At 68.9% G+C, this 24,698-nt stretch carries 25 protein-coding genes; 12 read left to right on the forward strand and 13 right to left on the reverse strand.

Going from position 1 to position 24,698, the window contains the following annotated elements:
- Positions 1-21 precede the first annotated feature (21 nt).
- From mnmG to ACLBV5_RS08475, 5 genes are read left to right on the forward strand one after another with little or no spacing between them, the layout of a single operon-like run.
- Positions 22-1,935, forward strand: a complete 1,914-nt coding sequence (mnmG, locus tag ACLBV5_RS08455) for a tRNA uridine-5-carboxymethylaminomethyl(34) synthesis enzyme MnmG (protein WP_447605478.1) — start codon at positions 22-24, stop codon at positions 1,933-1,935.
- Positions 1,935-2,555, forward strand: coding sequence for a 16S rRNA (guanine(527)-N(7))-methyltransferase RsmG (gene rsmG, locus ACLBV5_RS08460; protein WP_447605396.1), 621 nt, complete (start codon positions 1,935-1,937; stop codon positions 2,553-2,555). The genes mnmG and rsmG overlap by 1 nt, the downstream gene beginning before the upstream one ends.
- On the forward strand, positions 2,545-3,381 hold the full coding sequence (locus tag ACLBV5_RS08465; RefSeq protein WP_447605397.1) for a ParA family protein: 837 nt from the start codon (positions 2,545-2,547) through the stop codon (positions 3,379-3,381). The genes rsmG and ACLBV5_RS08465 overlap by 11 nt, the downstream gene beginning before the upstream one ends.
- Before the next feature lie 30 nt (positions 3,382-3,411).
- Positions 3,412-4,299, forward strand: coding sequence for a ParB/RepB/Spo0J family partition protein (locus ACLBV5_RS08470; RefSeq protein WP_134581956.1), 888 nt, complete (start codon positions 3,412-3,414; stop codon positions 4,297-4,299).
- A gap of 38 nt (positions 4,300-4,337) precedes the next feature.
- The gene (locus ACLBV5_RS08475; protein WP_025976435.1) at positions 4,338-4,529 is read left to right on the forward strand and encodes a hypothetical protein; all 192 of its coding nucleotides are present in this window, start codon (positions 4,338-4,340) and stop codon (positions 4,527-4,529) included.
- A gap of 173 nt (positions 4,530-4,702) precedes the next feature.
- Here ACLBV5_RS08475 and holA read toward each other — a convergent pair whose 3' ends face one another.
- From holA to ACLBV5_RS08495, 4 genes are all read right to left on the reverse strand, one after another.
- A complete protein-coding gene (holA, locus tag ACLBV5_RS08480) occupies positions 4,703-5,755 on the reverse strand; it encodes a DNA polymerase III subunit delta (RefSeq protein WP_303704913.1) in 1,053 nt (350 codons plus the stop codon).
- Positions 5,756-5,765: 10 nt separating this feature from the next.
- Complete coding sequence (lptE, locus tag ACLBV5_RS08485) at positions 5,766-6,251, reverse strand: LPS assembly lipoprotein LptE (RefSeq protein ID WP_312447941.1); 486 nt, start codon at positions 6,249-6,251, stop codon at positions 5,766-5,768.
- On the reverse strand, positions 6,251-8,830 hold the full coding sequence (gene leuS, locus ACLBV5_RS08490; protein WP_447605398.1) for a leucine--tRNA ligase: 2,580 nt from the start codon (positions 8,828-8,830) through the stop codon (positions 6,251-6,253). Before leuS ends, lptE begins: the two co-directional genes overlap by 1 nt.
- A gap of 88 nt (positions 8,831-8,918) precedes the next feature.
- Positions 8,919-9,374, reverse strand: a complete 456-nt coding sequence (locus tag ACLBV5_RS08495) for a DUF3576 domain-containing protein (RefSeq protein ID WP_025976439.1) — start codon at positions 9,372-9,374, stop codon at positions 8,919-8,921.
- Positions 9,375-9,728: 354 nt separating this feature from the next.
- Between ACLBV5_RS08495 and ACLBV5_RS08500 the strand changes: the two genes are divergently transcribed.
- On the forward strand, positions 9,729-10,133 hold the full coding sequence (locus tag ACLBV5_RS08500) for an NtrZ family periplasmic regulatory protein (RefSeq protein ID WP_025976440.1): 405 nt from the start codon (positions 9,729-9,731) through the stop codon (positions 10,131-10,133).
- Positions 10,134-10,136: 3 nt separating this feature from the next.
- Here ACLBV5_RS08500 and ACLBV5_RS08505 read toward each other — a convergent pair whose 3' ends face one another.
- Complete coding sequence (locus tag ACLBV5_RS08505) at positions 10,137-10,784, reverse strand: thiamine phosphate synthase (protein WP_447605399.1); 648 nt, start codon at positions 10,782-10,784, stop codon at positions 10,137-10,139.
- On the opposite strand from ACLBV5_RS08505, the gene ACLBV5_RS08510 reads away from it, so the two are divergent.
- The 4 genes from ACLBV5_RS08510 to ACLBV5_RS08525 all read left to right on the forward strand — a co-directional run bounded on the left by ACLBV5_RS08510 (position 10,783) and on the right by ACLBV5_RS08525 (position 13,406).
- Entirely contained in the window at positions 10,783-11,493 is a 711-nt protein-coding gene (locus ACLBV5_RS08510) for a YggS family pyridoxal phosphate-dependent enzyme (RefSeq protein WP_447605400.1), read from the forward strand. The two genes, ACLBV5_RS08505 and ACLBV5_RS08510, sit on opposite strands and share 2 nt — an antisense overlap.
- Before the next feature lie 62 nt (positions 11,494-11,555).
- Positions 11,556-12,242: a response regulator transcription factor gene (locus tag ACLBV5_RS08515; RefSeq protein ID WP_003168277.1), complete on the forward strand. Its 687-nt coding sequence runs from the start codon at positions 11,556-11,558 to the stop codon at positions 12,240-12,242.
- A gap of 7 nt (positions 12,243-12,249) precedes the next feature.
- Positions 12,250-13,188, forward strand: coding sequence for a transcriptional regulator GcvA (gcvA, locus tag ACLBV5_RS08520; protein WP_447605401.1), 939 nt, complete (start codon positions 12,250-12,252; stop codon positions 13,186-13,188).
- 95 nt (positions 13,189-13,283) lie between these two features.
- Positions 13,284-13,406, forward strand: coding sequence for a hypothetical protein (locus ACLBV5_RS08525; protein WP_003168275.1), 123 nt, complete (start codon positions 13,284-13,286; stop codon positions 13,404-13,406).
- Positions 13,407-13,413: 7 nt separating this feature from the next.
- Here ACLBV5_RS08525 and ACLBV5_RS08530 read toward each other — a convergent pair whose 3' ends face one another.
- Positions 13,414-14,307, reverse strand: coding sequence for a hypothetical protein (locus tag ACLBV5_RS08530; RefSeq protein ID WP_447605402.1), 894 nt, complete (start codon positions 14,305-14,307; stop codon positions 13,414-13,416).
- Positions 14,308-14,393: 86 nt separating this feature from the next.
- On the opposite strand from ACLBV5_RS08530, the gene ACLBV5_RS08535 reads away from it, so the two are divergent.
- The gene (locus ACLBV5_RS08535; protein WP_447605403.1) at positions 14,394-15,785 is read left to right on the forward strand and encodes an SLC13 family permease; all 1,392 of its coding nucleotides are present in this window, start codon (positions 14,394-14,396) and stop codon (positions 15,783-15,785) included.
- Positions 15,786-15,792: 7 nt separating this feature from the next.
- On the opposite strand, the gene xth is transcribed toward ACLBV5_RS08535, so the two are convergent.
- From xth to ACLBV5_RS08550, 3 genes are all read right to left on the reverse strand, one after another.
- Positions 15,793-16,590, reverse strand: a complete 798-nt coding sequence (gene xth, locus ACLBV5_RS08540; protein ID WP_253120915.1) for an exodeoxyribonuclease III — start codon at positions 16,588-16,590, stop codon at positions 15,793-15,795.
- Positions 16,591-16,809: 219 nt separating this feature from the next.
- Entirely contained in the window at positions 16,810-17,451 is a 642-nt protein-coding gene (locus tag ACLBV5_RS08545) for a LolA family protein (RefSeq protein ID WP_134581967.1), read from the reverse strand.
- A 298-nt stretch (positions 17,452-17,749) separates the two neighbouring features.
- Complete coding sequence (locus ACLBV5_RS08550) at positions 17,750-20,224, reverse strand: DNA translocase FtsK 4TM domain-containing protein (protein ID WP_447605404.1); 2,475 nt, start codon at positions 20,222-20,224, stop codon at positions 17,750-17,752.
- Positions 20,225-20,387: 163 nt separating this feature from the next.
- Between ACLBV5_RS08550 and ACLBV5_RS08555 the strand changes: the two genes are divergently transcribed.
- Positions 20,388-21,641, forward strand: coding sequence for a UbiH/UbiF/VisC/COQ6 family ubiquinone biosynthesis hydroxylase (locus ACLBV5_RS08555; RefSeq protein WP_447605405.1), 1,254 nt, complete (start codon positions 20,388-20,390; stop codon positions 21,639-21,641).
- 156 nt (positions 21,642-21,797) lie between these two features.
- Here ACLBV5_RS08555 and ACLBV5_RS08560 read toward each other — a convergent pair whose 3' ends face one another.
- The 4 genes from ACLBV5_RS08560 to ACLBV5_RS08575 form a co-directional block, all read right to left on the reverse strand.
- Positions 21,798-21,992 carry a Trm112 family protein gene (locus tag ACLBV5_RS08560; protein ID WP_003166576.1) on the reverse strand — a complete coding sequence of 65 codons (195 nt, stop codon included), beginning with the start codon at positions 21,990-21,992 and terminating at the stop codon, positions 21,798-21,800.
- Between the two features lie 121 nt (positions 21,993-22,113).
- The gene (locus ACLBV5_RS08565) at positions 22,114-22,773 is read right to left on the reverse strand and encodes an LON peptidase substrate-binding domain-containing protein (RefSeq protein ID WP_447605406.1); all 660 of its coding nucleotides are present in this window, start codon (positions 22,771-22,773) and stop codon (positions 22,114-22,116) included.
- A 10-nt stretch (positions 22,774-22,783) separates the two neighbouring features.
- Positions 22,784-23,683 carry a thioredoxin gene (gene trxA, locus ACLBV5_RS08570; protein WP_447605407.1) on the reverse strand — a complete coding sequence of 300 codons (900 nt, stop codon included), beginning with the start codon at positions 23,681-23,683 and terminating at the stop codon, positions 22,784-22,786.
- 485 nt (positions 23,684-24,168) lie between these two features.
- Positions 24,169-24,636 carry a prolyl-tRNA synthetase associated domain-containing protein gene (locus ACLBV5_RS08575; RefSeq protein WP_029972333.1) on the reverse strand — a complete coding sequence of 156 codons (468 nt, stop codon included), beginning with the start codon at positions 24,634-24,636 and terminating at the stop codon, positions 24,169-24,171.
- Between the last annotated feature and the right edge of the window lie 62 nt (positions 24,637-24,698).

Consider the following 24,698-nt stretch of genomic DNA (forward strand, 5'->3'; position numbering starts at 1 on the left):
CCGGTGGCGATTTCGGTCCAGATGGACTATGTGAACGCCATGAGTTCGAGCTGCGATCACACCTTCGACGTCGTCGTCATCGGCGGCGGCCACGCCGGTTGCGAGGCTGCGACGGCCGCTGCCCGCGCGGGCGCCCGCACCCTGCTTCTGACCCAGAAGCTGGAGACCATCGGCGAGATGAGCTGCAACCCGGCGATCGGCGGCCTGGGCAAGGGCCATCTGGTGCGCGAGATCGACGCCCTGGACGGCCTCATGGGCCGTCTCGCCGACGTGTCGGGCATTCAATTCCGCATGTTGAACCGGTCCAAGGGCGCCGCCGTGCGCGGCCCGCGCAGCCAGATCGACCGGCGCCTGTACCGTGAGGCCATGCAGGCCGAACTGGCGGACTATCCCAACCTGACCTTGATGGCGGGCACGGCCGAGGGGCTGATCCTGAACGGCGACCGGGTGGTCGGCGTCAAGACCGGGGCAGGGGAGACCATCCGCGCCGGCGCCGCGGTGCTGACGACCGGCACCTTCCTCAACGGCGTCATCCATCGCGGCGACCTGCGCATTCCGGCCGGCCGTTATGGCGAGGATCCCTCGACGGGCCTGGCGGGCGACCTGCACGCCGCTGAGCTGATGATGGGCCGGCTCAAGACCGGCACGCCCGCGCGCCTGGACGGCCGCACCATCGCCTGGGAGCGGCTGGAGATGCAGGCGGCGGACGACCAGCCCGCGCCCTTCAGCTTCCTGACCGACCGCATTGAGGTGCCCCAGATCGCCTGCGGCGTGACCCACACGACCGAAGAGACGCACCGCATCATCGCTGATAACCTCGGCGAAAGCGCGGTCTATGGCGGCCGGCTGTCCGGGCGCGGCCCACGCTACTGCCCCTCGATCGAGGACAAGGTGGTGCGCTTCGCCGACAAGACCAGCCACCAGGTGTTCCTGGAACCGGAAGGTCTGGATGATCCCAGCGTCTATCCGAACGGCATCTCGACCTCGGTGTCCGATGCGACTCAGCTGGCCTTCCTGCACACCATGCCGGGTCTGGAGCAGGTCGAGGTGTTCCGCTTCGGCTACGCCATCGAGTACGACTATGTCGATCCGCGGGAGCTGACCCCGGCGCTGGAGGTCAAGAAGCGGCATGGCCTGTATCTGGCCGGCCAGATCAACGGTACGACCGGCTATGAGGAGGCTGGCGCGCAAGGGCTGATCGCCGGCCTGAACGCCGCCCGCGCCGCCGCCGGTTCTGATCCGCTGATCCTCGGCCGAGATCAGGCCTATATCGGCGTGATGGTCGACGATCTGGTGACGCGCGGCGTGACCGAGCCTTATCGCATGTTCACCAGCCGGGCCGAGTATCGTCTGACCTTGCGCGCCGACAATGCTGATCAGCGGCTGACGCCGATCGGAATGGAAACGGGTATCGTCGGCGCAGAGCGGGCCAAGATTTGGCGGGAGAAGGCGGACCTTCTGGGCGCAGCCAATCGTGTTTCACGTGAAACGCTGTTCACGCCCAAGGAGGCGGGGGCGCTGGGAATCACGGTCAACGCCGATGGTCAGCGTCGCTCGATCCGCGACCTGCTGGCCTTCCCGAACGTAACCCTGGATCACTTCACTGCGATCCACCCCGAAATCGCCGACTGGCCCGCCGCGGTGCGCGAGCAGGTCGAGATCGACGCCGTCTATGCCGGCTATCTCGACCGTCAGGCCCAGGACGCCGAGGCGCTGAGACGGGAGGAGGGGCTCGCCCTGCCACGCGACCTTGACTATGCCGCCATCGGCGCCCTGTCGAATGAGGTCCGCGAGAAGCTGGCCATGATCCGTCCCCTGACGCTGGGGCAGGCCGGCCGGATCGAAGGTATGACGCCGGGCGCGCTGACGGCGCTTCTGGCTCACGTGAAGAAGGTGAAGGACGTGGACGCAGATCTCGCGGCGGTCGTCGCCTGATGTCGGACGCTATCGACGCCTTTCGCGCCCAGACCGGGGCCAGCGACGCACACATCGCTGACCTGACGACCTTCCTGGCCATGCTGGCCGAGGCGAACGAGGTCATGAACCTGGTCGGGCCGGACACCATCCCCGATTTCTGGAACCGCCACGCCTGGGACAGCGCCCAGCTTCTGGATCTCGCGCCAGAGGCGAAGACCTGGGCCGATCTGGGCGCCGGGGCGGGCTTTCCGGGCGTGGTCTTGGCGATCTTGCTGAAGGGCAGGCCAGGCGCCCACGTCTGGCTGGTCGACAGCCTCGGCAAGCGCTGCCGTTTCCTGCAGACCATTGTCGACGCCCTGGAATTGCCCGCCACCGTGGTCGACGGCCGAGCCGAGGAGCAGGCGATCGCGGTTGATGTCGTAACGGCGCGGGCCGTCGCGGCGATGGAGAAGCTGTTGGGTTATGCACAGCCCTACTTCCAACGCGGTGCAAAAGGTCTGTTCCTCAAGGGAGAGAAGGCCGAGGCTGAGTTGAAAGAGGCCCGTCGGGTCTGGCAGTTTGAAGCCGAGCTCGCTGTCTCGCGCAGCGATCCGCGCGGCCGCATCGTTTCACTGAGGGGTCTTCGCCGTGTCCGTTGAGTCCGTTAAGCCGTCCTCGGTTCATGGCACCCGCGTTCTGGCGGTTTCCAACCAGAAGGGCGGCGTAGGCAAGACCACGACCGCCATCAATCTCGGCACGGCGCTGGCCGCGATCGGCGAGAAGGTGCTGATCGTGGACATGGACCCGCAGGGCAATGCCTCGACCGGCCTAGGTGTTCCACGTGAAACACGGCGGGTGACCATCTATGACGTTATCGTCGACGGCCGCCCCGTCGACGAGGCTGCGATCGAAACCGCCGTGCCTGGCCTGTTCATCGTCACCGCCGACCCAGACATGTCGGGCGTCGAGATCGAGCTGAGCCAGTCCGATCGCCGCTCCTATCGGCTACGCGACGCCCTGGCGAAGCAGGGCGGCAATGGTCATTCCCGGTATGGCTATGTCCTGATTGATTGCCCGCCGTCCCTGAACCTGCTGACGCTGAATGCGATGGCCGCGGCCGACGCCGTTCTGGTACCGCTGCAGTGCGAATTCTTCGCCCTGGAGGGTCTGACCCAGCTGATGCGGACCATCGAGATGGTGCGCCAGAGCCTGAACCCGGCGCTGGAGATCCAGGGCCTGGTCCTGACCATGTATGACCGCCGCAACGCCCTGTCCGGCCAGGTGGCGGCCGATGTGCGCGCTCATTTCGGCGACAAGGTCTATGACAGCGTCATTCCCCGGAACGTGCGGGTGTCCGAGGCGCCGTCGTTCGGCAAGCCGGCCTTGATCTACGATCTGAAGTGCGCGGGCAGTCAGGCCTATCTGAAGCTGGCGCGTGAACTGGTCGCGCGCGAGCGCCAACGTCGTCAGGCCATCGCGGCCTGATCAAACTGATAAGTAAACGGAAACAGCATCTTGTCTGAACGTCAGCGTGGTCTGGGCCGGGGTCTCTCGGCGCTTTTGGGTGAAAACGCGCAGGAAGCGGTCGCCGTCGATGCGGCCGGCCCGGCGCCCGCAGGCGTGCAGCGCGCGCCCATCGAGGCGCTGAAGCCCAATCCCGATCAGCCGCGCAAGATCTTCGCCAAGACCGATCTGGACGAACTGACGGCCTCGATCCGCGACAAGGGCGTGCTGCAGCCGATCCTCGTGCGGTCGCAGCCGGGCGAAGCGGGCGTGTGGCAGATCATCGCCGGCGAACGCCGCTGGCGCGCCGCCCAGGCCGCCCGGCTGACCCAGGTGCCGATCGTCGTGCGCGAGATGGACGACATCGAGGTGCTGGAAGTCGGCGTGATCGAAAACGTCCAGCGCGCCGATCTGAACCCGATGGAAGAGGCCAACGCCTACGCCGTGCTGATGGAGCGTTTCGGCCGCACCCAGGACGCCCTGGCGGGCGTGGTGGGCAAGAGCCGCAGCCACGTGGCCAACACCCTGCGCCTGCTGCAACTGCCCGAGTCGGTGCGCGAGCATGTGGTGCGCGGCGAGCTGTCGGCCGGCCACGCGCGCGCCCTGATCACCGCCCCGAACGCCGAACAGCTGGCGGCGGAGGTCATCGCCAAGGGCCTGAACGTGCGCCAGACCGAGGCCCTGGCTCGTCGTGCGGCCGACGGCCCGAAGACGCCCAAGGTCCGACCCGCGCCGAACGGGGAGGGCGCAGCCGACATCGCCGCCCTGGAGCAGGATCTGTCCGACGCCCTGGGTCTGAAGGTTTCGCTGGCCGACAAGGGCGGCAAGGGCGAGATCACCGTCAAATACGGCACCCTGGAGCAGTTGGACGACCTGTGCCGCCGCCTGATGCGCGGCTAAGAGGCTCTTTCCGGCGCCGTTCGTGTTAGGGTGGCGCCATGACTGAGAAAACTGAAAAACCGAGCGCTGCAGATGCGCTGAAACGCGCCCTGGCGGCCAAGCAGGCGACGAGCCGCAATACGGGCGCCTTCGGCGGGGCGGCCGGCGCCGCCACGACCGAGAAATCCATGCAGCGCCAGTCTGTGGCGCAGAACAAGCCGGCCTTCCGGCGCGCATCGAAGCGCGGCTGACGCGGCGTCTCCTCCCCACCTTGTGGGGAGGTGGATCGACGCCGAAGGCGACGAGACGGAGGGGCTGCTTGGGTCCGCCGGAGAAGCCCCTCCACCGCTACGCGGTCCCCCTCCTCATTGCATGGGGAGGAAAGCCTAGCCCTCAAACAGCGCGAAGCGCGTTAGGGCGGCGCTTAAAGCCCCATGCGCTTGGCGCGGGCGGCGATTTCCAGCAGCAGGCGTTCGGCGATCAGCGCCTCGGGCATGCCCGTGGTCTTGGTCATGACGTCGGCGGTGTTGACGCTGTCCTGCACCTCGTCGAGCAGTTCGAGGCGCCACCCGCGCGCCTGGCGCAGCATTTCCGCCTCCTGCTTCCAGAAGACGCCGGCGGCCTTGGCGGCCTCCTTGGCGCCGGCGCCGTTGGCCTGCAGGATATTGATCCGGCGCAGCTTTCCGAGATGAAGCGAGGTCATGCGCACAGCCATGACGGCGCTTTCGCCCTCGGCCAGGGCGCGGCGCAGGCCCGCCTGCGCGGGGCCGGGGCGGCCGCCGAACGCCTGTAGGGCGGCGTCGGACAGGGAGGCGTCGGGCTCGACGCCCAGGTGGGCGTCCAGCTCCTCCACGTCGATGGTGCGGCCCGAGCCGGGGCCGATGTAGAGGATCAGCCGTTCGATCTCCTGGCGCATCAGGCCGCGTTCGCGGGGCAGGCGGGCGACGAAGCGATCCAGCGCGTCCGAGGTCAGGCCCACCTTATCGGCGCCCAAGGCCTCGCGCGTCATGCGGGCGACATCGCCGACCTCGTCCTCATAACAGGCGATGGCCACCGCGCCCTGGGCCTTTTCGGCGGCCTTGCGCAGGGCGGATTCGCGGCCTAGCGCCCCGGCCTCGATCACCAGCATGGCGTCGGGGTTGTAGGCGCCCTCGGCGTGGGCGCTCAGGGCGGCGGCCACGGCCTTGTCGACGCCGCCCTTGGCGTCGCCCATGCGCACCCGCACCAGACGCCGCCCGCCGATCATGCTCAGCGCCGTCAGGGCCTCTTCCAGCCGAACCGGGTCGCCGTCGATATCGGCTTCGGTCAGCAGGGTGACGTTGAACGGGTCGTTCAGATCCGGCGTGATCGTCTTGCACAGCGTCAGGGCGCGTTCGGTCACGCCCGAGCGGTCCTTGCCGTGGATGACGGCGGCGCGAACGCCGGCGTCCGGCGCCTTCAGAAAGCGGTCGACGTCAGGCCGCCGGGACAGGATCATGCGCCGGCCTTCAACGCCCCGCCAGGACGCGCATCATGTCCAGGCGGATCAGTCGGGCCAGATCGGCGGCGGCGCGGTCCTCGCCGTCCTGCTGGGCGGCGATGGCGGCGTAGGGCTGGTCGGCGGCGGCGTAGGTGATGGTGGTGGTCTGCACGCCCTTGAGGGTTTCGCCGCCTGCGACGGGGGTCAGGGACCAGGCGGCCCTGACGGTCAGTTCATAGCGGCTGGCCGTGTCGTCGATGCGGCGGCCCAGCGGGCGGCGCTTGTGCTCGACCTCGGTCGCCAGGCGATAAAGCGGCGCCTGGGCGCCGTCGCGTCCGAAGGCGTCCTCCAGCTGTTCGCGCAGGCGATAACCCAGCCGGTCGTCGGGCGTCGTTACGGCGATGCGCGACAGGGCGCCGCTGACCCCCGCTTCGCCATACAGGGGCGTGAAGCCGCAACCGGCCAGCAGAACCGTCCCGGCCAGCGCCAGCAGGAGACGACGCCCGCTGCGCATCAGCCGGCCACCAGATTGACGATACGGTCAGGCACGACGACCACCTTGCGGATGCTGAGGTTGTTGGCGGCAAGGTAGGCCTGAACCGTCGGATTGGCGAGGGCCGCGGCCTCGACCGTCGCATTGTCCGCACCGCGCGGCAGAACGACCTCGCCGCGACGCTTGCCGCCGATCTGGACGGGCAGGGTGACCTGGTCGTCGGCGGCCAGGGCCGGGTCATAGACGGGCCAGGGCGCGTCCAGAACCATTCCGGCCTCGCCCAGCTGGGTCCAGCATTCCTCGGCCAGGTGCGGGGTGAAGGGCGCCATCAGCCGCGCCAGGGCGGACAGGGCGGTCTTCTTCGCCTCGGCGCCCGCCTTGTCGTGCTGGCGGATGGTGGCCAGGAAGGCGTAGAGCTTGGCCACGGCCGAGTTGAAGCGGAAGTGCTCGACGCCCTCGCTGACGGCCTTGATCGCCTTGTGCGTCTCGCGGATCAGGGCGGCGTCCACATCGGCGTTGGCCGGAGCGGCGGCGTCGTATGAGGCGTATTCGCCCCAGACGCGCTGCACGAAGCGGGCGGCGCCCTCGACCCCGCCGGTGGACCACTGGATGTCGCGCTCGGGCGGGCTGTCCGACAGGATGAACAGGCGGCCGGCGTCCACGCCATAGGCGGCGATGATGTCCTGGGGCGCGACCACGTTCTTCTTCGACTTGGACATCTTTTCGATGTCGCCGATCGTCACGGCGGCGCCGGTGGACAGGCGGGTGGCGACGCGCTGGCCGTCCACCGTCTCGATGCGCACGTCGGACGGCTCGACCCAGCGCGGCTTGCCGCTGTCTTCATGACCGTCGAAATAGGTCTCGTGGACCACCATCCCTTGGGTGAACAGCCCAGCGAACGGCTCCTTTACGTCCATCAGGCCTGCGTCCGACAGGGCGCGGGTGATGAAGCGGGCGTAGAGCAGGTGCAGGACGGCGTGCTCGACGCCGCCGATATATTGATCGACCGGCAGCCATTTGGCGGCGGCGGCCTTGTTGATCGGCTCGGCCGCCTTGGGATCGGCGAAGCGGGCGAAATACCAGCTGGAGTCCACGAAGGTGTCCAGCGTGTCGGTCTCGCGCCGGGCGGCGGCGCCGCATGACGGACAGTCGACATGCTTCCAGGTCGGGTGACGGTCCAGCGGATTGCCCGGCACGTCGAAGGTGACGTCCTTGGGCAGTTCGACCGGCAGCTGGTCGGCCGGGACCGGCACGACGCCGCAGGCCTCGCAGTGGATGACCGGGATGGGACAGCCCCAGTAGCGCTGACGGCTGACGCCCCAGTCGCGCAGACGATAGATGGTCGCGCCCTGGCCGGTTCCGGCGGCCTCGATCCGGCGGATGGCCTCGGCCTTGGCGGCCTCGATGTCCAGGCCGTTCAGGAAGTCGGAATGGAAGATGACGCCCGGGCCGGTATAGGCCTCGTCGGCCACGGCGAACTCGTCGCCCGCGCCTTCGGGGCGGACGACCGGGATCACCGGCAGGTCGTATTTGCGGGCGAAGTCCAGGTCGCGCTGGTCATGCGCCGGACAGGCGAAGATGGCGCCCGTTCCGTAGTCGGACAGAATGAAGTTGGCGATCCAGACCGAAACCTCGGCGCCGGTGAAGGGGTGGATGACCTTCAGCCCCGTATCCCAGCCGATCTTCTCGGCCTGTTCGATGTCGGCCTGGCTGGCGCCGCCCTTGCGGCATTCGGCGACGAAGGCGGCGACCTTGGGGTCGGCCTCGGCCAGTTGCTTCGAGATCGGATGATCGGGGGCCAGACCCATGAAGCTGGCGCCGAACAATGTGTCGGGGCGGGTGGTGTAGATCTCCAGTCCGTCATCTAAACCAGCCGGGGCGGCGCCCGCCCAGGCCCACTTCATCTGCAGACCCTTGGACCGGCCGATCCAGTTCTCCTGCATCAGGCGGACCTTTTCAGGCCAGCGCCCTTCCAGCTCGGCCAGGCCGTCGATCAGATCGTCCGCATACTGAGTAATGCGCAGGAACCACTGGTTCAGCTTGCGCTTTTCGACCACGGCGCCCGAGCGCCAGCCGCGGCCGTCGATGACCTGCTCATTGGCCAGGACGGTGTTGTCGACCGGGTCCCAGTTGACCACGCCGTCCTTGCGATAGACCAGGCCGCGCTTGAACAGCTCCAGGAACCAGGCCTGCTGCTTGCCATAGTATTCGGGGTCGCAGGTGGCGAACTCGCGCGACCAGTCCAGCGACAGGCCCAGAAGCTTCAGCTGGTCGCGCATCGTGGCGATGTTGGACCAGGTCCAGTCGCCGGGGTGGACGCCGCGCTCCATGGCCGCGTTCTCGGCCGGCATGCCGAAGGCGTCCCAGCCCATCGGGTGCAGCACGTCGAAGCCCTGCGCCCGCTTCCAGCGCGCCACGACGTCGCCCATGACGTAGTTGCGGGCGTGGCCCATGTGGATGTTGCCCGACGGATAGGGGAACATCTCCAGCACATAGTATTTCGGACGGCCGGTGTCGGCGTTGGACACCGAGAAGGCGTCGGCCTCGGCCCATCGGGCCTGCTGGCGGGGTTCGGCTGTCTTGGGCTCGTAGCGGGCCACGGCGTATCCTGAGGTCTCGCCTCAGGCGCGAAGCTTGAGGCGGCCCTGAGGTCTGCGTTGAACGGCGAAGGGGAGGAGAGGCGGCGCCTTAGCGACGGGCCGCGTTGGCGAGGTTGAGCTGGCGCGCCTTGGTCAGGATGGCGTTCTCCAGATCGGTTTCGGTCTGGGCCGCGACCGGGGCCGAAACCCAGCCGCCCGAGGCGTCCTTGACTTCCTTGGTCACGGCGACGTTCAGGGCGTCGGCGCGCAGACGGCGGTCCAGGATGAAGACGGTGGCCTTGAAACGCTCGTTCGGCGTCTGCGGATTGACGTACCAGTCATAGTTCACCACCCCGCCCCAGGGGTCGGCGCTGGCCAGCGGCATGAAGGACAGAGTGTCCAGGGTGGCGCGCCACAGATAGGCGTTCACGCCGATGCCCAGCTGGGCTTCCATGCTGGGCGTCTTGGCCTTGGAGCCGCCGCCGACGAAGGGCAGGCTGGAGCAGCCGCCGAGCAGCAGTCCCGAGGCGATCAGGGCGACCGCAGCGCCGCGAACAAGAGCCATTCCATAGTCTCCGTAAAGGGGTGGACGACGTACGCCGGGCGCTTCCGAAAGGCCCCCGAGGGGCGATTATCGAAAGAGACCGCGCGCGCACGCGCCGCAGCGACGCTCTATAACACGCCCAAAAGGGGCTATGACAAGGCGAACCGGCGTTCCTGGCCGCCAATATCGACGGCAAAAGGCCGGAACGGCGTGACGCAGGCGCCACAGGGGCCGCCGGAGTCGCCCCGAACCGTGATCGCGGGGCTTCCATGCGTTGACCCCGGGGCGCGAGTCCATATGTTATCCCCAGGTCGGACGGTTCCGGCTCGTCAATAACGGATCGACGGCTCAAGTCGGTCTTTTTGGGTAGGTGGAATGCGTTTCGTCGCCGTCATCGCTGCATGCGCGGGCGCCCTGGCCTTGGCCGGGATGGCGGACGACGCCTCGGCGCAGACGCGCGCCCGCACGCCTTCCGTCAATCTCAGCGATATCGCCGCCCAGTCCTCAACCACGCCTGCGACCCCGGCCCAGCGCCGCGGCCTGCGCTTCAACGAGAACGGCCGCTGGGGTCTGAACTTCAACCTGAACCAGCCGGTCGGCCGCGAAGCCGACTGGGGCGATGTCGAGGCCGGGGCCTATTACCGCCTCAGCCCGCGCCTGCGCGTCGGCGCCGCCGCCAACCTGGCCTCGCCTGAAGTCGACCCGGCCCGCGCGCCCGAAAGCGCCGCCGACCGCCGCGCCGCGCCGCGCGTGCGGCTCGAGACCATCTTCAAGTTCTAAGCCCTAGCCGGCGAAAGCCGTCTGGATCGCCTCCACGCCCGCCAGGCCGGATGCCCCCGACGCCGCCAATAGCGGCGCATTGAGCGCCGTGATCCCGCCCAGGGCGTAGACCGGGCAGAGGGCTAGGGCGGCAAGGGCTGAAAATCCCTCTACGCCCAGCGGCGCTTTGATCGATGAGGCGCCGCCCGCCGGAAAGACCGGCGACAGCACAAGGGCGTGCAGATCGCGCGCCGCCCGCACGGCTTCCGGGGAATGGGCCGCCCCGGTCAGCAGCCAGTCCGGCCGTCGTCCCGACAGGGACCAGGCGGCCGACAGCGCCCGCTCGGGCAGGTGCACGCCGTCCGCCTCGATCTGCTCTGCCAGGTCGACGTCCAGTCCCACCAGCAGCCAAACCCCCGCCCTGTGCGTCGCCTCGCGCAGGCGCCGTCCGGTCTCCAGTCGATCCGCGGCGCCGAAGTGACGGAAGACCACGCCTGCGCCGGCAGGCAGGCGGGCGGCCGTCTCCCACGGACGGGGCGTGCGCGCCGGGTCGGTGAAGAACAGCAGAGGGGGCAGGGGGCGGCCGCCCTGCGGCGCCGTGCGCGCCAGGGCGCGGGCGGCGTCCCACAGGCTTTGCGCTTCTTCGGACAGGGTGTCAGACAGGGGCATCATGACCGTCCCTAATCCCGCCGCCGCCGTTTCGTCCATCGCTGACCGCTTCGCCCAGGTGCGGGGCCGCATCGCCGAGGCGGCCAAGGCGGCCGGCCGCGACCCGGCCTCGGTGGTGCTGACCGCCGTGTCCAAGACCCAAGGGCCCGAGGCGCTGCAGGCGGCGCTGGACGCCGGCCAGCGCGTGTTCGGCGAGAACCGCGTGCAGGAGGCGCAAGGCCACTGGGCGGCCCGGCGCGCCGCCCTGCCGGATCTGGAGCTGCGCCTGATCGGCCCTTTGCAGACCAATAAGGCGCTGGAAGCGGTCGAACTGTTCGACGTCATCGAGACGCTGGACCGCGAACGGCTCGCCGCCGCTTTAGCGGCCGCCATGACGCGGGCGGGGCGGCGCCCCAGCGTGCTGGTTCAGGTCAACACCGGCGCCGAGCCGCAGAAGGCCGGGGTTCTGCCCGACGAGGCCGACGCCCTGATCGCCGCCTCTCGCGACCGATACGGCCTGAAGGTCGAGGGGCTGATGTGCATTCCCCCTGTTGATGAAGACCCCGCTCCGCATTTCGCCCTGCTGGCCGCGATCGCAGCGCGCAACGGCCTGGGCGTGCTGTCGATGGGCATGAGCGGCGATTATCTTGCAGCCATCGCGGCGGGCGCGACCCATGTTCGGGTCGGTTCGGCCCTGTTCGGGGAACGAAATAAAGCGCCGGCGCCCTCTTAGGACGCAATATCCTGTCCGGCGCCCTTGGCGTTCGGCTCAAGCCTCGCCATTCTAAAGAGACCATGCGCACGCCCAAGACCATTCTGATCATCGACGACGACGACGACCTGCGCGAGGCCTTGGCCGAGCAGCTGGCGCTTCACGAGGAATTCCGCCCGGCCCAGGCCGCGACGGCGACCGACGGCGTGCGTCAGGCCAAGGAGGCGCGCGCCGACCTCATCCTGCTGGACGTCGACCTGCCCGACATGGATGGCCGCGAGGCCTGTCGCCTGATCCGCAAGGCCGGGATTTCGACCCCGGTCATCATGCTGACGGCGCAGTCGTCGGACTCCGACGCCATTCTGGGCCTCGACTCCGGCGCCAACGACTACGTCACCAAGCCCTTCCGGTTCGCCGTCCTGCTGGCGCGCATCCGCGCCCATCTGCGCAGCCACGAACAGTCCGAGGACGCCGTCTTCCAGGTCGGCCCCTATGAGTTCCGTCCGGCCTCCAAGCTGATGGTGGACGACAAGGGCAAGAAGGTCCGGCTGACGGAAAAGGAAACCAACATCCTGAAGTACCTCTATCGCGCCGGGGCCAAGCCGGTGTCGCGCGAAGAGCTGCTGACCGAGGTGTGGGGCTACAACGCCGGGGTCACCACCCACACGCTGGAAACCCACATCTACCGCCTGCGTCAGAAGATCGAGGCCGAGCCGGGTCAGGCGCGGCTGCTGTTGACCGACGCCGGCGGCTACCGCCTCCAGCCCTGATCTGCCCATGAGCGAGCGTCGCCCGACCCCGCCGCTGGTGGCGCTTCGGGCGTTCGACGCGGCGGCCCGCCACGGCAGCTTCCGTGAGGCGGCCGAGGAGCTGGGCGTCACCCCCGGCGCCGTCAGCCGCCATGTGAAGGCGCTGGAGATGCGGCTGGGCCTGCGCCTGTTCGACCGCTTCAACCGCTCGGTGCGGCTGACCGCCGACGGCGTGCGCCTGGCCGAGGGCGTCGCCGACGCCTTCGAGCGGCTGGAAAGCGCGCTGGACGCCGTGCGGCCCGGCCGTTCGCGCCAGTTGCGGATCAGCGCCCTGCCGTCCCTGGCCAGCAAATGGCTGTCGCCGCGTCTGCACCGGTTCAGCGAGGACAATCCCGACCTCGACCTGATCGTCTTCGCCGAGGACCGCATCGCCGACCTGTCGAACGGCGAGGCGGACGTAGCGCTGCGCTATGGCGAAGGCCCCTATCCGGGCAAGGTGGCGCGGCGGCTGGTCAATGAGCGGCTGATCCCGGTCTGCGCCCCGTCCTTCGCCGCGCGGCGGTTGAACCAGCCGTCCGATCTGCTGGACGTGGTGCTGATTCACGAGACCTGGCACGACATGCCCTATGCGAACCGACTGGGCTGGAAGGCCTGGTTCGAAAGCGCCGGGGTCGAGGATCCGCGCGTGAACCATCTGCGCGGCCCTCACTTCAGCCACAGCCACCTGGCGCTGGAGGCCGCCCTGTCGGGGCGGGGCGTGGCCCTGACCTCGGCGCCGCTGGCGGCGGAGGAGCTCCGCGAAGGGCGGCTGATCCAGCCGGTCGACCACGCCCTGACCAATGATCTGGCCTATTGGGCCGTGGTCCTGCCCGAACGCGCCGATGAGCCGAAGCTGCGCCGCTTCCTCAACTGGATCGTGGCGGAATCGAGGCCCGATCGGGACGCAGACCCGGATCAGGTGAGTTAAGCTCACGCGATGCAGCCGAACCGTGGTTTGTCGTTCGCGGTCGCGCTTCCTATCTTAACACCGTTCGGATCTCCCCCGCCGAAAGGAACTCAATCATGAAACTCGTGCATCCCCGCGCTTCGGGCTTCTCGTTCGAAGGCGTCGTCGTCTTCACCGGCAGCGTCACCCTGATCCTGCTGGGCGTCCTGGCCGGCGCCGCCCTTTTGGGCGCTGCCTGACATCAGCTCAACGCGGGCGCCATTCGCTGAGAAGGGCGCCCGTGGCTCCATCCTCGAAGGCCAGCCGGTCCAGCCGCAGGGCGGCGACGCAGACCGGACGGCTTTCGGCGTCCTTCTGGACGCAGTGCACGGCCTTTCCGTCCGCAAAGGCGGTCAGCCGCCCCTCCAGCCGCAGCGCATAGCCGCCCGGCGCCGGCGTCGGAGCGACGCCCTTGTCTCCCCGAATGACATGGACATAGGCCTGGCCCTGGCGGCGGCCCAGGCGCGAGCCGCCCGTTTCGAACACGGCGGCCAGTCCTGAGGTGCGTTCGGTCTGAACGGACGCCTGAGCCGCAGACGAAACGACACCGTCGGCCTCGGACCTGCTTTCTGCTTCAGCGTCTTGCGCTGGCTGGCGCGCCGTCGGCGCGGTCTCGCCGGGGCGACAGGTTTCCAGCCCGCTCCAGGGACGGGCGATCCAGAAGCCTTCGACCGCTTCCCAGGCACTGGGAGGCGCCGCGTCGTCCGCGCCCGCGGTGACGACCAGGCCGGACGTGGCGAGATCCTCGGGCAGAACTCTCAGCATCAGGCTGCCGTCGTCGCCGCGCACCAGCGCCGGCAGGCCCGGCTGCGTCCGTTCGGCCGGTGCTGCGCCCTCGCATCCGAAAGGAAGGCGCACCGACACGGTCCGTCCGCTCAGGGCCGCGTCGCGGACGCGGCCGTCGGCCGTGGCGGTTCTCGCTTCGGTCAGGGCGGCCAGCAGGGCGGCGCGGTTCAGGGTTGAGTCCAGCACGACCGTGGGCGGGGCGGGCGCCGGAGCTTCGGGCGCGGCGGGCTCGGACGGCTTCTGGCACGACGCCAGAAGAGGCAGGGCGGCCGCCAGGGCGATCGGCGCGGCGAGACGGGTCGTTGTGATCGACATGGAAGCAGCCTAACACGGGAATGACGGATTGGCGCCCCGGCCCGTGAACGGGTCCGGCGTCTGGCGGAACAGGGGCTCTTGCGCGGGTGACGCTGGACCAGATTATCGCTCTCGTCGTCCTGGTCGTCGTGGTCGGGGTGATGATCCATGGACGTCTGCGCTCCGATGTGGTGGCGCTCAGCGGCGCGGCGGCGCTGCTGCTGTTCGGCGTGGTGCGCCCGGTCGAGGTTCAGGGCGCCTTCGCCAGCCCGGCCATCATGGCCCTGGCGGGGCTGTTCGTCATCGCCTACGCCATGGAGTTGTCGGGCCTGCTGGCCTGGCTGATCCGCAAGGCCAAGGGCATGACCCGCCTGTTCGGGCGACACGCCGTGTGGATCGTGATCGGCCTGTGCGGGGCGGTCGGCGGGTTTCTCAACAACACGCCGGTGGTGGTGCTGGCGGCGCCGGTGGTCCGCGACATGGCGCTGTCGCTGGGCCTGTCGCCCAAGCGATTCCTGATGCCGCTCAGCTACGCGGTCATCATGGGGGGGCTGCTGACCCTGATCGGCACCTCGACCAATCTGCTGGTCAGCGACATGGCCCGCAATACGGGTCAGCCGGTCTTCTCCCTGTTTGAAATCACGGGCGTGGGTCTGTGCATCGCCACGGTCGGCGGCCTTTATCTGTATTTCATCGGCTCGCGCGTGCTGGAGAAGACCGCCGCGCGCGACGAGGCCGAAATGGCGGCGCGCCGGGAAGCCGAGGAGGCCGGTAAGGGCAAGCGCAGCCTGCTGTCGTCCTTCCGTCTGCCGTGGCTGATGGAGCAGCGCGCCAGCCCCGGCGGGTCGGGCGATGCGGTGCTGGGCAATGTCGATCTGTATGAAAAAGGCGCTGAGCGTCCGCTGGAGCTCAAGCGCGCCCTGGCGTCTCTGGCCGTTTTCGCCGCCGTGGTCGGCACCTCGGCCTTTGGCCTGGCGCCCATTGCGGCCTCGGCCTTCGCCGGGGCGGTGGCCCTGATCCTGATGCGGGTGATCACCGCCGAGGAGGCCTATGCCGGGCTGAGGCCTGAAATCCTGTTGTTGGTCGCGGGCATGGTGGTCATCGGCTCGTCGCTGGAGGTGACGGGCCTAGCCCAGGCGGGCGCCGACGCCCTGATCGACGTGATCCGCCCCTATGGGCCGTGGGCGGCGCTGTTCGTGTTTTACGGCGTGACGCTGTTCGCGACGGACATCCTGTCGAACGCCACGGTGGCGGTGCTGTTCTCGCCCATAGCCGTGGCCATAGCGGCGGCGCTGGGGGTGGATGCGCGGCCGTTTCTGGTGGCGGTGATGATGGCGGCCTCGGCCGCCTTCGCCACGCCCTTCAGCTATCAGACGAACGTGCTCGTCTATCAAATGGGCAATTACAGCTACATGGACTTCGTGAAGGTCGGCCTGCCGCTGAACCTGATCACCTGGGCCACGGGCATGGCGGCGATCCCGATCTTCTTCCCGTTCTGAGGCGGCCTTAGATGTCCAGGTCCATCACGACCGGGGCGTGGTCGCTGGGCCGTTCCCATTCGCGCACCGTGTCGAGGATGCGGGCGCTGCCCTTGACCACGGCGGGCGTCAGCCCTGGCGAGGTCCATAGGTGATCGAGGCGCAGGCCCCGGTTCGACTTGCGGAAATCCTTGGCGCGATAGCTCCACCAGCTGGCCAGCTTGGTCGGATCGGGGATCTGATCGCGCACCACATCGGCGAAACCGCCCGCGTCCTGAAGCCGGTACAGGGTCTCGACCTCGCAGGGGGTGTGGCTGACCACCTTGGACATGAAGCGGTGGTTCCAGACGTCGTTCTCGCCCGGCGCGATGTTGAAGTCGCCGGCCAGAACCAGAGGCCGCTGGCGGTCGCGGGTCTTCATCTCGGCGGTCAGCCGTTCATAGAAGTCCATCTTGTGATCGAACTTGGGGTTCAGCGCCCGGTCCGGCAGATCCCCGCCCGCCGGGATGTAGAAGTTCTGCACCTCCACCCCTTCGACCACGGCGGAGACGCAGCGGGCGTGGCCCTCGCGGCAGACGTCCAGCTTCGGGCTGTCGACGATGGGCAGTCGGCTGGCGATGGCCACCCCGTGCCAGCCTTTCTGGCCGCCGATCCGCAGGTAGGGCAGGCCCATGTCGATGAAGGCCTGACGCGGAAACTGGTCCTCGGTGCATTTGATCTCCTGCAGACACAGGACGTCCGGGGCGTGTTCGGCGACGAAACGGGCGACCTGATCGATGCGCAGGCGGACCGAGTTGATGTTCCAGGTGACGATGCGAAGGCTCATGACCGGGGGCCTTAGCAGGTCATGCCGCCGGGGTCTAAACGCCACGAAAAAAGCGCCCGGAACAGCGTCCGGGCGCATGAAGTTCGTCTCTCTCGCCGCCAGGCGGGGATGAATCCGTGGCGGGCGGGACGGCCGCCGCCGTCCTGTGCCCAAAGTGTCACGCCGAGAGAAAAAGGTCAAACTGTCACAAATTCGCCCTGCTTCCCTCTAGCCGCCGGATCAGTTGCGCCGGTTTCGCCGGGTGGGGTCGCGCAGCTGGAAAAGGCTGGAGGCCAGGCCGGGGGCGGGCTGCAGCGTCGTCAGCTGCACGCGCGTGCGCGAGCCTTGGGCGTCGGTGATGGTCCACTCTTGCAGGCGCACGGGCGACCCAGCGAAGGCCAGGATGACCGATCCTTCGTTGGGACGACGCGCGTCGCGGGCGGTGATGGCGAAGGCGCCGGAGTCCATACGCGTCACGCGGTCGATCTTGACGCCCTGATCCAGCCGGACCTCGCGCGCCAGGAAGGTCGACAGCGGGGTCTGGCCCAGCGGCGCCTGGCGGAAGACGTTCAGGCGCGGGTCCCAGCGGCTGACGTTATTGCCGTCGGCGACGACCAGCAGGCCCGCAGGCTCGGTGTATTCAAATCGCATCTTGCCGGGGCGCTGCAGATAGTAGCGGCCGGTGCGCCGCTGATTGTTCGGCCCGGTCTCGACGAAGGTCCCCTGAGCCGTCGTCATGGCGGTCAGATAGGTCTGGGCCTGACGCAGCACGGCCTGATCCTCGGCGGACAGCCCGGCCTGCGCCAGGACGGCGGCGGGCGCGGCGGCGAGCGCCGCTACGGCGGCGGAGCCGAGGCCGAAGGCGCGGCGGGAAATGCTCATGTCTTTTCTTCTCCCGTTCTGAACGGTTTTGGACCCGATCAGGTTGAGCGCTGCATCCGGCAGGCTGATGACGCCAGCCTGACCATATTCCGGCGCTCCGATGAAGCGGCGTTCATTGATTTAGTGTCCTAGCGCTCGCGACGCGGTCGCTCGCTGCTTGAGGGCGTGAGGCGTTTAAGCGTCGACTTAACCGCGGGGTTCCCAGGCGTGCGCTCGTGATTGGCGCTGAAGCAGCGAGCCGCCGCGCGGCGAGCGATAGCGCCCGGCGGCGAAGCCGCCGCTTCGGCTGCCAAGCCGATCACACCATAGGCGGCGGCCCGGCCAGCACCTCGCGCTTGCCCGCATGATTCGCCGGGCTGACGACGCCTTCCTGCTCCATGCGTTCGATCAGGGTGGCGGCGCGGTTGTAGCCGATCTGCAGACGGCGCTGGACGTAGGAGGTCGAGGCCTTGCGGTCGCGCGTGACCACGGCCACGGCGCGGTCATACAGGTCATCGCCGGTGCCGCCGCCTTCATCGCCCATGGCGCCGTCGCCGTCGCCGTCCGGCTCGTCGGTGATCAGGTCGAGGTATTCCGGCTCGGCCTGGGCGCGCAGATGCTTGCAGACCTCTTCGACTTCCTGGTCGCCGACGAAGGGGCCGTGCAGGCGGGTGATGCGTCCGCCGCCCGCCATATAGAGCATGTCGCCCTGGCCCAGCAGCTGCTCGCCGCCCTGTTCGCCCAGGATGGTGCGGCTGTCGATCTTCGACGTGACCTGGAAGGAGATCCGGGTCGGGAAGTTGGCCTTGATGGTGCCGGTGATGACGTCCACCGATGGTCGCTGCGTGGCCATGATCAGGTGGATGCCCGCCGCCCGCGCCATCTGGGCCAGACGCTGGACGGCGCCTTCCACATCCTTGCCCGCGACCAGCATCAGGTCGGCCATCTCGTCCATGACCACGACCAGATAGGGCATGGGCTCGGGGCGGATCTTCTCGCTCTCGTAGACCGGGCGGCCCTGTTCGTCGAAGCCGGTCTGGACGGTGCGTTCGAAATGCTCGCCCTTTTCCTGAGCTTCGCGGGCGCGCTCATTGTAGCTGGCGACGTTGCGGACGCCGAGCTTGGACATCCGGCGATAGCGGTCCTCCATCTCGCGCACGGTCCACTTCAGGGCCACGACCGCCTTCTTGGGATCGGTCACGACCGGCGCCAGCAGGTGCGGGATGCCGTCATAGACCGACAGCTCCAGCATCTTGGGGTCGATCATGATGAAACGGCACTCGGCGGGCGAGTGGCGATACAGGATCGACAGGATCATGGCGTTGACCCCGACCGACTTGCCCGAGCCGGTGGTGCCCGCGATCAGCAGGTGGGGCATCCGCGCCAGGTCGGCGACATAGGGCTCGCCGCCGATGGTTTCGCCCAGCGCCAGCGGCAGCAGATGGCTCTTCTTGTCGTATTCGCCGGACGCCAGCAGGTCGCGCAGGAAGACCGTCTCGCGCTTGGCGTTGGGCAGTTCGATGCCGATGGCGTTGCGGCCCTGAACCACGCTGATGCGGCAGGCGCGGGCCGACATGGAGCGGGCGATGTCGTCGGCCAGGGCCACGACACGGCCGTGCTTCACGCCGGGCGCGGGCACCAGTTCATACAGGGTGACGACGGGGCCGGGGCGGATCTGGTCGATCTGGCCGCGCACGCCGAATTCCTGGAGCACGCCCTCCAGCATCTTGGCGTTGGCCTTCAGCGACTCCTCGTCGACGGCGCCGCCGCGCTGGCCCGGCTTGGCCAGAATGCCCAGCGGCGGCAGCTCGAAGCCGCCCTCATTGGCGAAGTCGAAGGCCTGTTGGTCCGCGTCGCTGCGCACGGGCTTGGGCGCCTTGACCGCCGCAACCTTGGGCTCCGCCGGCCGGTTCTGGCGGGCCGAGGGCGGGGCGATGGGGGCGGGGGCCGCGTCCTCCCACGGCGGGGTATAGGCGTCAGGCTGATCGGCGTCCGCCTCGTCATAGGCGGCGGCGACCGGAGCGCTAGAGGCGGGCGCAGGGCCGTCGGCCTCCATCTCGTCCGCCTCGGGCAGACGGTGGCGCGGCTTGCGGGCCGGGGCGGTGGCTTCGGCGACGGCGCGCGGCGCCTTGCCCGGCTTGGCGGGTTTCGGCTTCTTGGCGGCGCGGGCCTCGGCGCCCTTCTGGGCGGCCCAACCGGCGGTGTCGGTGAAGTCGCGCAGGCGCAGGCCCACGGTATAGGCCAGACTCCACAGCGCCAGCGCCAGGAACAGCAGGCCCAGAATAATGCGCGCGCCGGGGACCTTCAGCGCGCCCAGACCGTTGGCGGCGAGGCCCGTGACGGCGTCGCCCCACAGCCCGCCCATGCCCGCCGCCAGCGGCCACCTGGCGGGCGCCGCCGGTGCCGAGAGGGCGGCCGACAGCAGCAGCACGCCCGCGACGGCGCAGAAGATCTTGAACGGGGTGGGCTGCAGGCGGTGCTGAAGGGCGTCGCCGATGGCCACGGCCAGCCCGAAGGCGATCAGCAGCAGGACGGCGGGCCAGGCCGCCAGCCCCAGCGACTGCATGATCAGATCGGCGAAGGTCGCGCCCGCCCCGCCCAGCCAGTTGGTCGGCGCCTGGGCTGATGCGGCGTTCCAGCTGGGGTCCGCCGGGTTCCACGAGATCAGGGCCACCAGCAGCAGCGCGGCCAGCATGGCCTGCAGCACCCCCCTGAACCGCACGGCGAAGGGCGCCGCCCAGACGATGCGGGCGGTGCTCCAGACGCGTTGACCGAGCGCGAGGGCGGCGGACATGAAGGCGGACCTCTGAAAACGGGACTCTGACCCCTTGTGCCGTCCAGAAGGTTAAAGCGGCATTTACCAGCTTGGCCTTTGCAAGCCGCGATGAGCCCTTATGTCCCAGCAAGCGCGCGGGCTTGCGGTGGCGTGACGCGCGATAGGGGCCTAGAACATCATCATGAGCGGATCGGACGACTACGACATCATCATCGCCGGCGCAGGGCTGGTCGGGGCGACCTTTGCGCTGGCGGCGGCGCAGGGCGGCCTGCGCCCCGTCATGGTGGACCCTCAGCCCTTTGACGCCCAGATGGCCCCGACCTTCGATGGGCGGGCGACGGCCATCTCCTACGCCAACTTCCGCATGTTGAAGGCGCTGGGGCTGGGCGAGGCGCTGGAGCCGCACGCCTGCCGCATGGACCGCATCCTGGTGACGGACGGCCGCCGTCCCGGCGCCGCCAGCCGCAAACCGTCGGCGTCCTATATCCGCTTCGATGCGGATGAGATCGGCGACCGCAATGGCGGCGAGCCGCTGGGCTATATGGTTGAGAACCGCCGCCTGCGTTCGGCGCTGGCCGAGCTGGTGAACGCTCAGGGGCTGGAGGTCCGCGCCCCCGCCGCCGTGGCCGATGTGGCGGTCGGGCCTGGTCGGGCGAGGGTGACGCTAAAGGACGGGTCGACCCTGTCGGCGCCGCTTGTGATCGGCGCCGAGGGCCGCAACTCGACCGTGCGCCGTGCGGCGGGCATCGACGTTTTCGGCTGGACCTATCAGCAGAGCGGCGTCGTCTGCACCGTGCGCATGGACAAGCCGCACGGCAACGTCGCCCATGAGTATTTCCTGCCCGACGGGCCCTTCGCCATCCTGCCGCTGACGGAGAACCGGGCCAATCTGGTCTGGACCGAAAGCACCCGCCGGGGAGAGGCGCTGCGCTCGGCCTCGGACGAGGCCTTCCAAGCCCATCTGACGCGGCGGTTCGGCGACTTCTTGGGCGAGCTGACGATCGAGGGGCCGCGCTTCGTCTATCCGCTGTCGCTGCAACTGGCCGAGGGCCTGACCGTGCCGCGCATGGCCATCATCGGCGACGCCGCCCACGGGGTGCACCCGGTGGCGGGGCAGGGCTTGAACATGGGCCTTAAGGACGTCGCCGCCCTGTCCGAGGTGCTGACCGAGGCCGCGCGCATCGGCGAGGACATCGGCTCGGAGCTGGTGCTGGAGCGCTACGCCCGCTGGCGCCGGTTCGACACGGCGGCGCTGGCGGCGGGTTTCGACGGCTTCGTGCGCCTGTTCTCCAATGACATCGCCCCGGTGCGGCTGGCCCGCGATCTGGGCATGGCGGCGGTCAACCGCATCGCCCCCCTGCGCCGCGCCTTCATGCATGAGGCGGGCGGGGCGACGGGGGATCTGCCACGGCTTCTCCGAGGAGAAGCTCTGTAAGGGAGGCCCTATCGCTCGCCGCTTCTCCTCCCCATGCAATGGGGAGGTGGCGCGTCGCGTAGCGTCGTGACGGAGGGGCCGCTGGGTTCCGCCCGGCCTAGCCCCTCCACCGCTTCGCGGTCCCCCTCCCCATTGCATGGGGAGGAGAGATGGGGCTCAGTCCAGCGGGCGGGCGTCTTCGGCCAGCATGATCGGCACGCCGTCGCGGATGGGGAAGGCCAGTTTGGCGCCGGCCGAGACCAGTTCGTTGCGCTCGCGGTCATAGGTCAGGCGGCCGCGCGTGACCGGACACACCAGCACCTCCAGGAGGCGGGGATCGACCGAGACGGGGGTGTTGAAGGCGTCGCTCACAATTTAAGTGCCCTATCGCTCGCGCCGCGGGCGCTTGCTGCTTGAGGGCGCCGGGCGCCCGGATTGCTGCCGCACGGGGCAGCTGTGTTGGTGGCGTTTTAGCGTCTGGAGCTTGCTGAGACTACTGCATCGCCGGACCCGGCTCGTCGTCGTCGGGGGCGACGGCTTCGATGCGAAGAAGGGCGGTCAGGGCGGCTTCGCGGTCGGTCAGGGTCAGGGCCTCCAGCAGAGCCTGTTTCTCGGGCGGATCAAAAGGCAGGCCCATGGCCAGGCTGTTGACCAGCGCCTCCTGCGGCGCGGCGCGCGCGGTGTCCCAGTCGATGTCCAGACCGCGCCCGGACAGATAGGGCGCCAGGGCCGACAGGAAGGGCTCGCGGTCGAAGGCCTCGTCGGGATCGGGCGCGCGCAGGTCGGCCTCATAGGGCTGGAAGTCGGCGCGCACTTGGCGATAGGGGGTGCGCACCTGCATCTCGGTGGCCACGGCGAAGCGGCACACCCCGGTCAGGGTGATCAGATAGCGCCCGTCCGAGGTCTCGGCGAAGCTGGTGATCCGCCCGGCGCAGCCGACGCGGGTCAGGGGCGGGTTCTCGCCCGCGGCGCCGACCGGCTGGATCAGGCCGATCACCCGGTCCCCCGCCATGGCGTCATCCACCATGTTCAGATAGCGCGGCTCGAACACGTTCAGCGGCAGCTGGCCCCGCGCCAGAAGGATGGATCCCGGCAGCGGAAAGACCGGGATCACCTGGGGAAGTTCGCTGGCCTTGACGTAGCCCTGAGCCATGATCGCGCCGTTAGGAGAACAGGATGGAGGACAGGCGTCGTCGGCCGTCGCGGGCGACTTCGCTGTTGGGGCCGGCGGCCTCGAACACGGTCAGCAACTGCTTGCGGGCGGCCTGTTCGTTCCAGTCGCGGTCGGCCTGAACGATGACCAGCAGGTGGTCGACCGCCCCTTTCAGGTCGCCCGCCGAGGCCAGGGCCTGGGCCAGGTCGAAGCGGGCTTCGTGGTCGTTCTTGTCGGCGGCGAGCCGGGCTTCGAGTTCGGCGGTCGCGCCGGTCGGCGCGGCCGAGGCGAGCGACAGCTGGGCGCGCACGGCCTGGACCGCCGAATCGGCGGAATCGGCGGGCGCCATGGCGATGGTCTGGGCGGCCTGCTCGGCGTCGCCCTCGGCCAGGTAGACGCGGGCCATGCCGGCGATGGCCTTCTGGTTGCCCGGCTCCATGGTCAGCACATGAGCGAAGGCCTGGGCGGCGCCGCCCAGATCATTGAGGGTCAGCGACTCCTCGCCCAGCGACAGCAGCTGTTCGACGTCGGTGTTGACGCCTTCGCCGCCGGTCAGCTTGTCGATGAAGGCCTTGATCTGGCTGTCGGGCACGGCGCCCTGGAAGCCGTCCACCGGCTGGCCGTTGACGAAGGCGTAGACGGTCGGGATCGACTGCACCCGCAGCTGGCCCGCATAGGCCGGGTTGGCGTCGACATCGATCTTGACCATCTTCACCGCCCCCTTGGCAGCGCGCACGGCCTTCTCCAGCGCCGGGCCCAGCGTGCGGCACGGGCCGCACCAGGTGGCCCAGAAGTCGACGATGACCGGCTGATGCTTCGAGGCCTCGACCACGTCCTGCATGAAGGAGGCGTCCGTGCCGTCCTTGATCAGGTCGGGCGGGGTGGTCAGCGACGGGTCGGCGAAGGTCATGGTCGGGTCCGCAAGGCAAGACGAAGGAAGATAACGGATCAGATGGCGTCGGGATGCGTGCGCATCAAGCCGCAAGCGCGCCTTGCCGCATGGGAAGGCGAGGGGATCGGAAAAAACAGAGTCCAATTCGTCTGAATCGTCTGAAATCTCCTTCAACGGGAGAGACAGTCTAGCACAGGCGCAGAGGGAGGATGGTTGATTGCCCTGCCGCATCCTTCTCCCCTTGTGGGAGAAGGTGGCTCGCGTAGCGAGACGGATGAGGGGTGTCGGCGCTCCGTCGTCCGCTCAGGCTGGTTTGTGACGAAAACGCGCCACGGCGGCGTTCACACCCCTCATCCGAGCGCCTGACGGCGCCCACCTTCTCCCACAAGGGGAGAAGGAAACTATAGCCGGTCCATGCGCAGCCAGCGGGCGTCTTTTAAAGGTCCGCAACGGATCGAAAGTCGGCATAGGCCCCAATCCTTGAAACGGACGCCCGCCTCCACTCAATCCAGGGCGCCAAAGTCCACCACGATCGGGTCGCGGCCCAGCTGCGTCAGGACCTGGCGGAAGCTGTCCTGATCGAGCGCGGTGGTCGCGGTGTTGATCAAGGGATGGAAGTTGACGACAGCCGCCTCCCACAGGCGCCGGTCCAGCACGAAGGTCACGCGGCGCTCCAGGTCGTTGATCAGGCCCAGGGCCGTGACCGAGCCGGGGCGCACGCCCAGCGTCTCCCACAGCAGGGTCTCATTGCCGAAGGACAGCCGGTCCGAGCCCATCGCCCGGTGCGCCCGCTTCAGGTCGATGACCGTGTCCTGGGCCGCCGAGATCAGCCACAGGCGGCCCTTCTTGTCCTTGAGGAACAGGTTCTTGGTGTGGACGCCGGGCAGGGCGGCCTTCAGCTCCAGCCCTTCCTCGACGCGGAAGACGGCGGGGTGGTCGTGGGTGGTCTGCGCGATCCCGTGCTCGGCCATCCAGGCCAGCAGCCGAGCGCGGTCGTAAGCGGGATCGGGTGCTGGATCGGGGGCGGGCGGCG

It is taken from the genome of Brevundimonas sp. M1A4_2e (assembly GCF_053345555.1).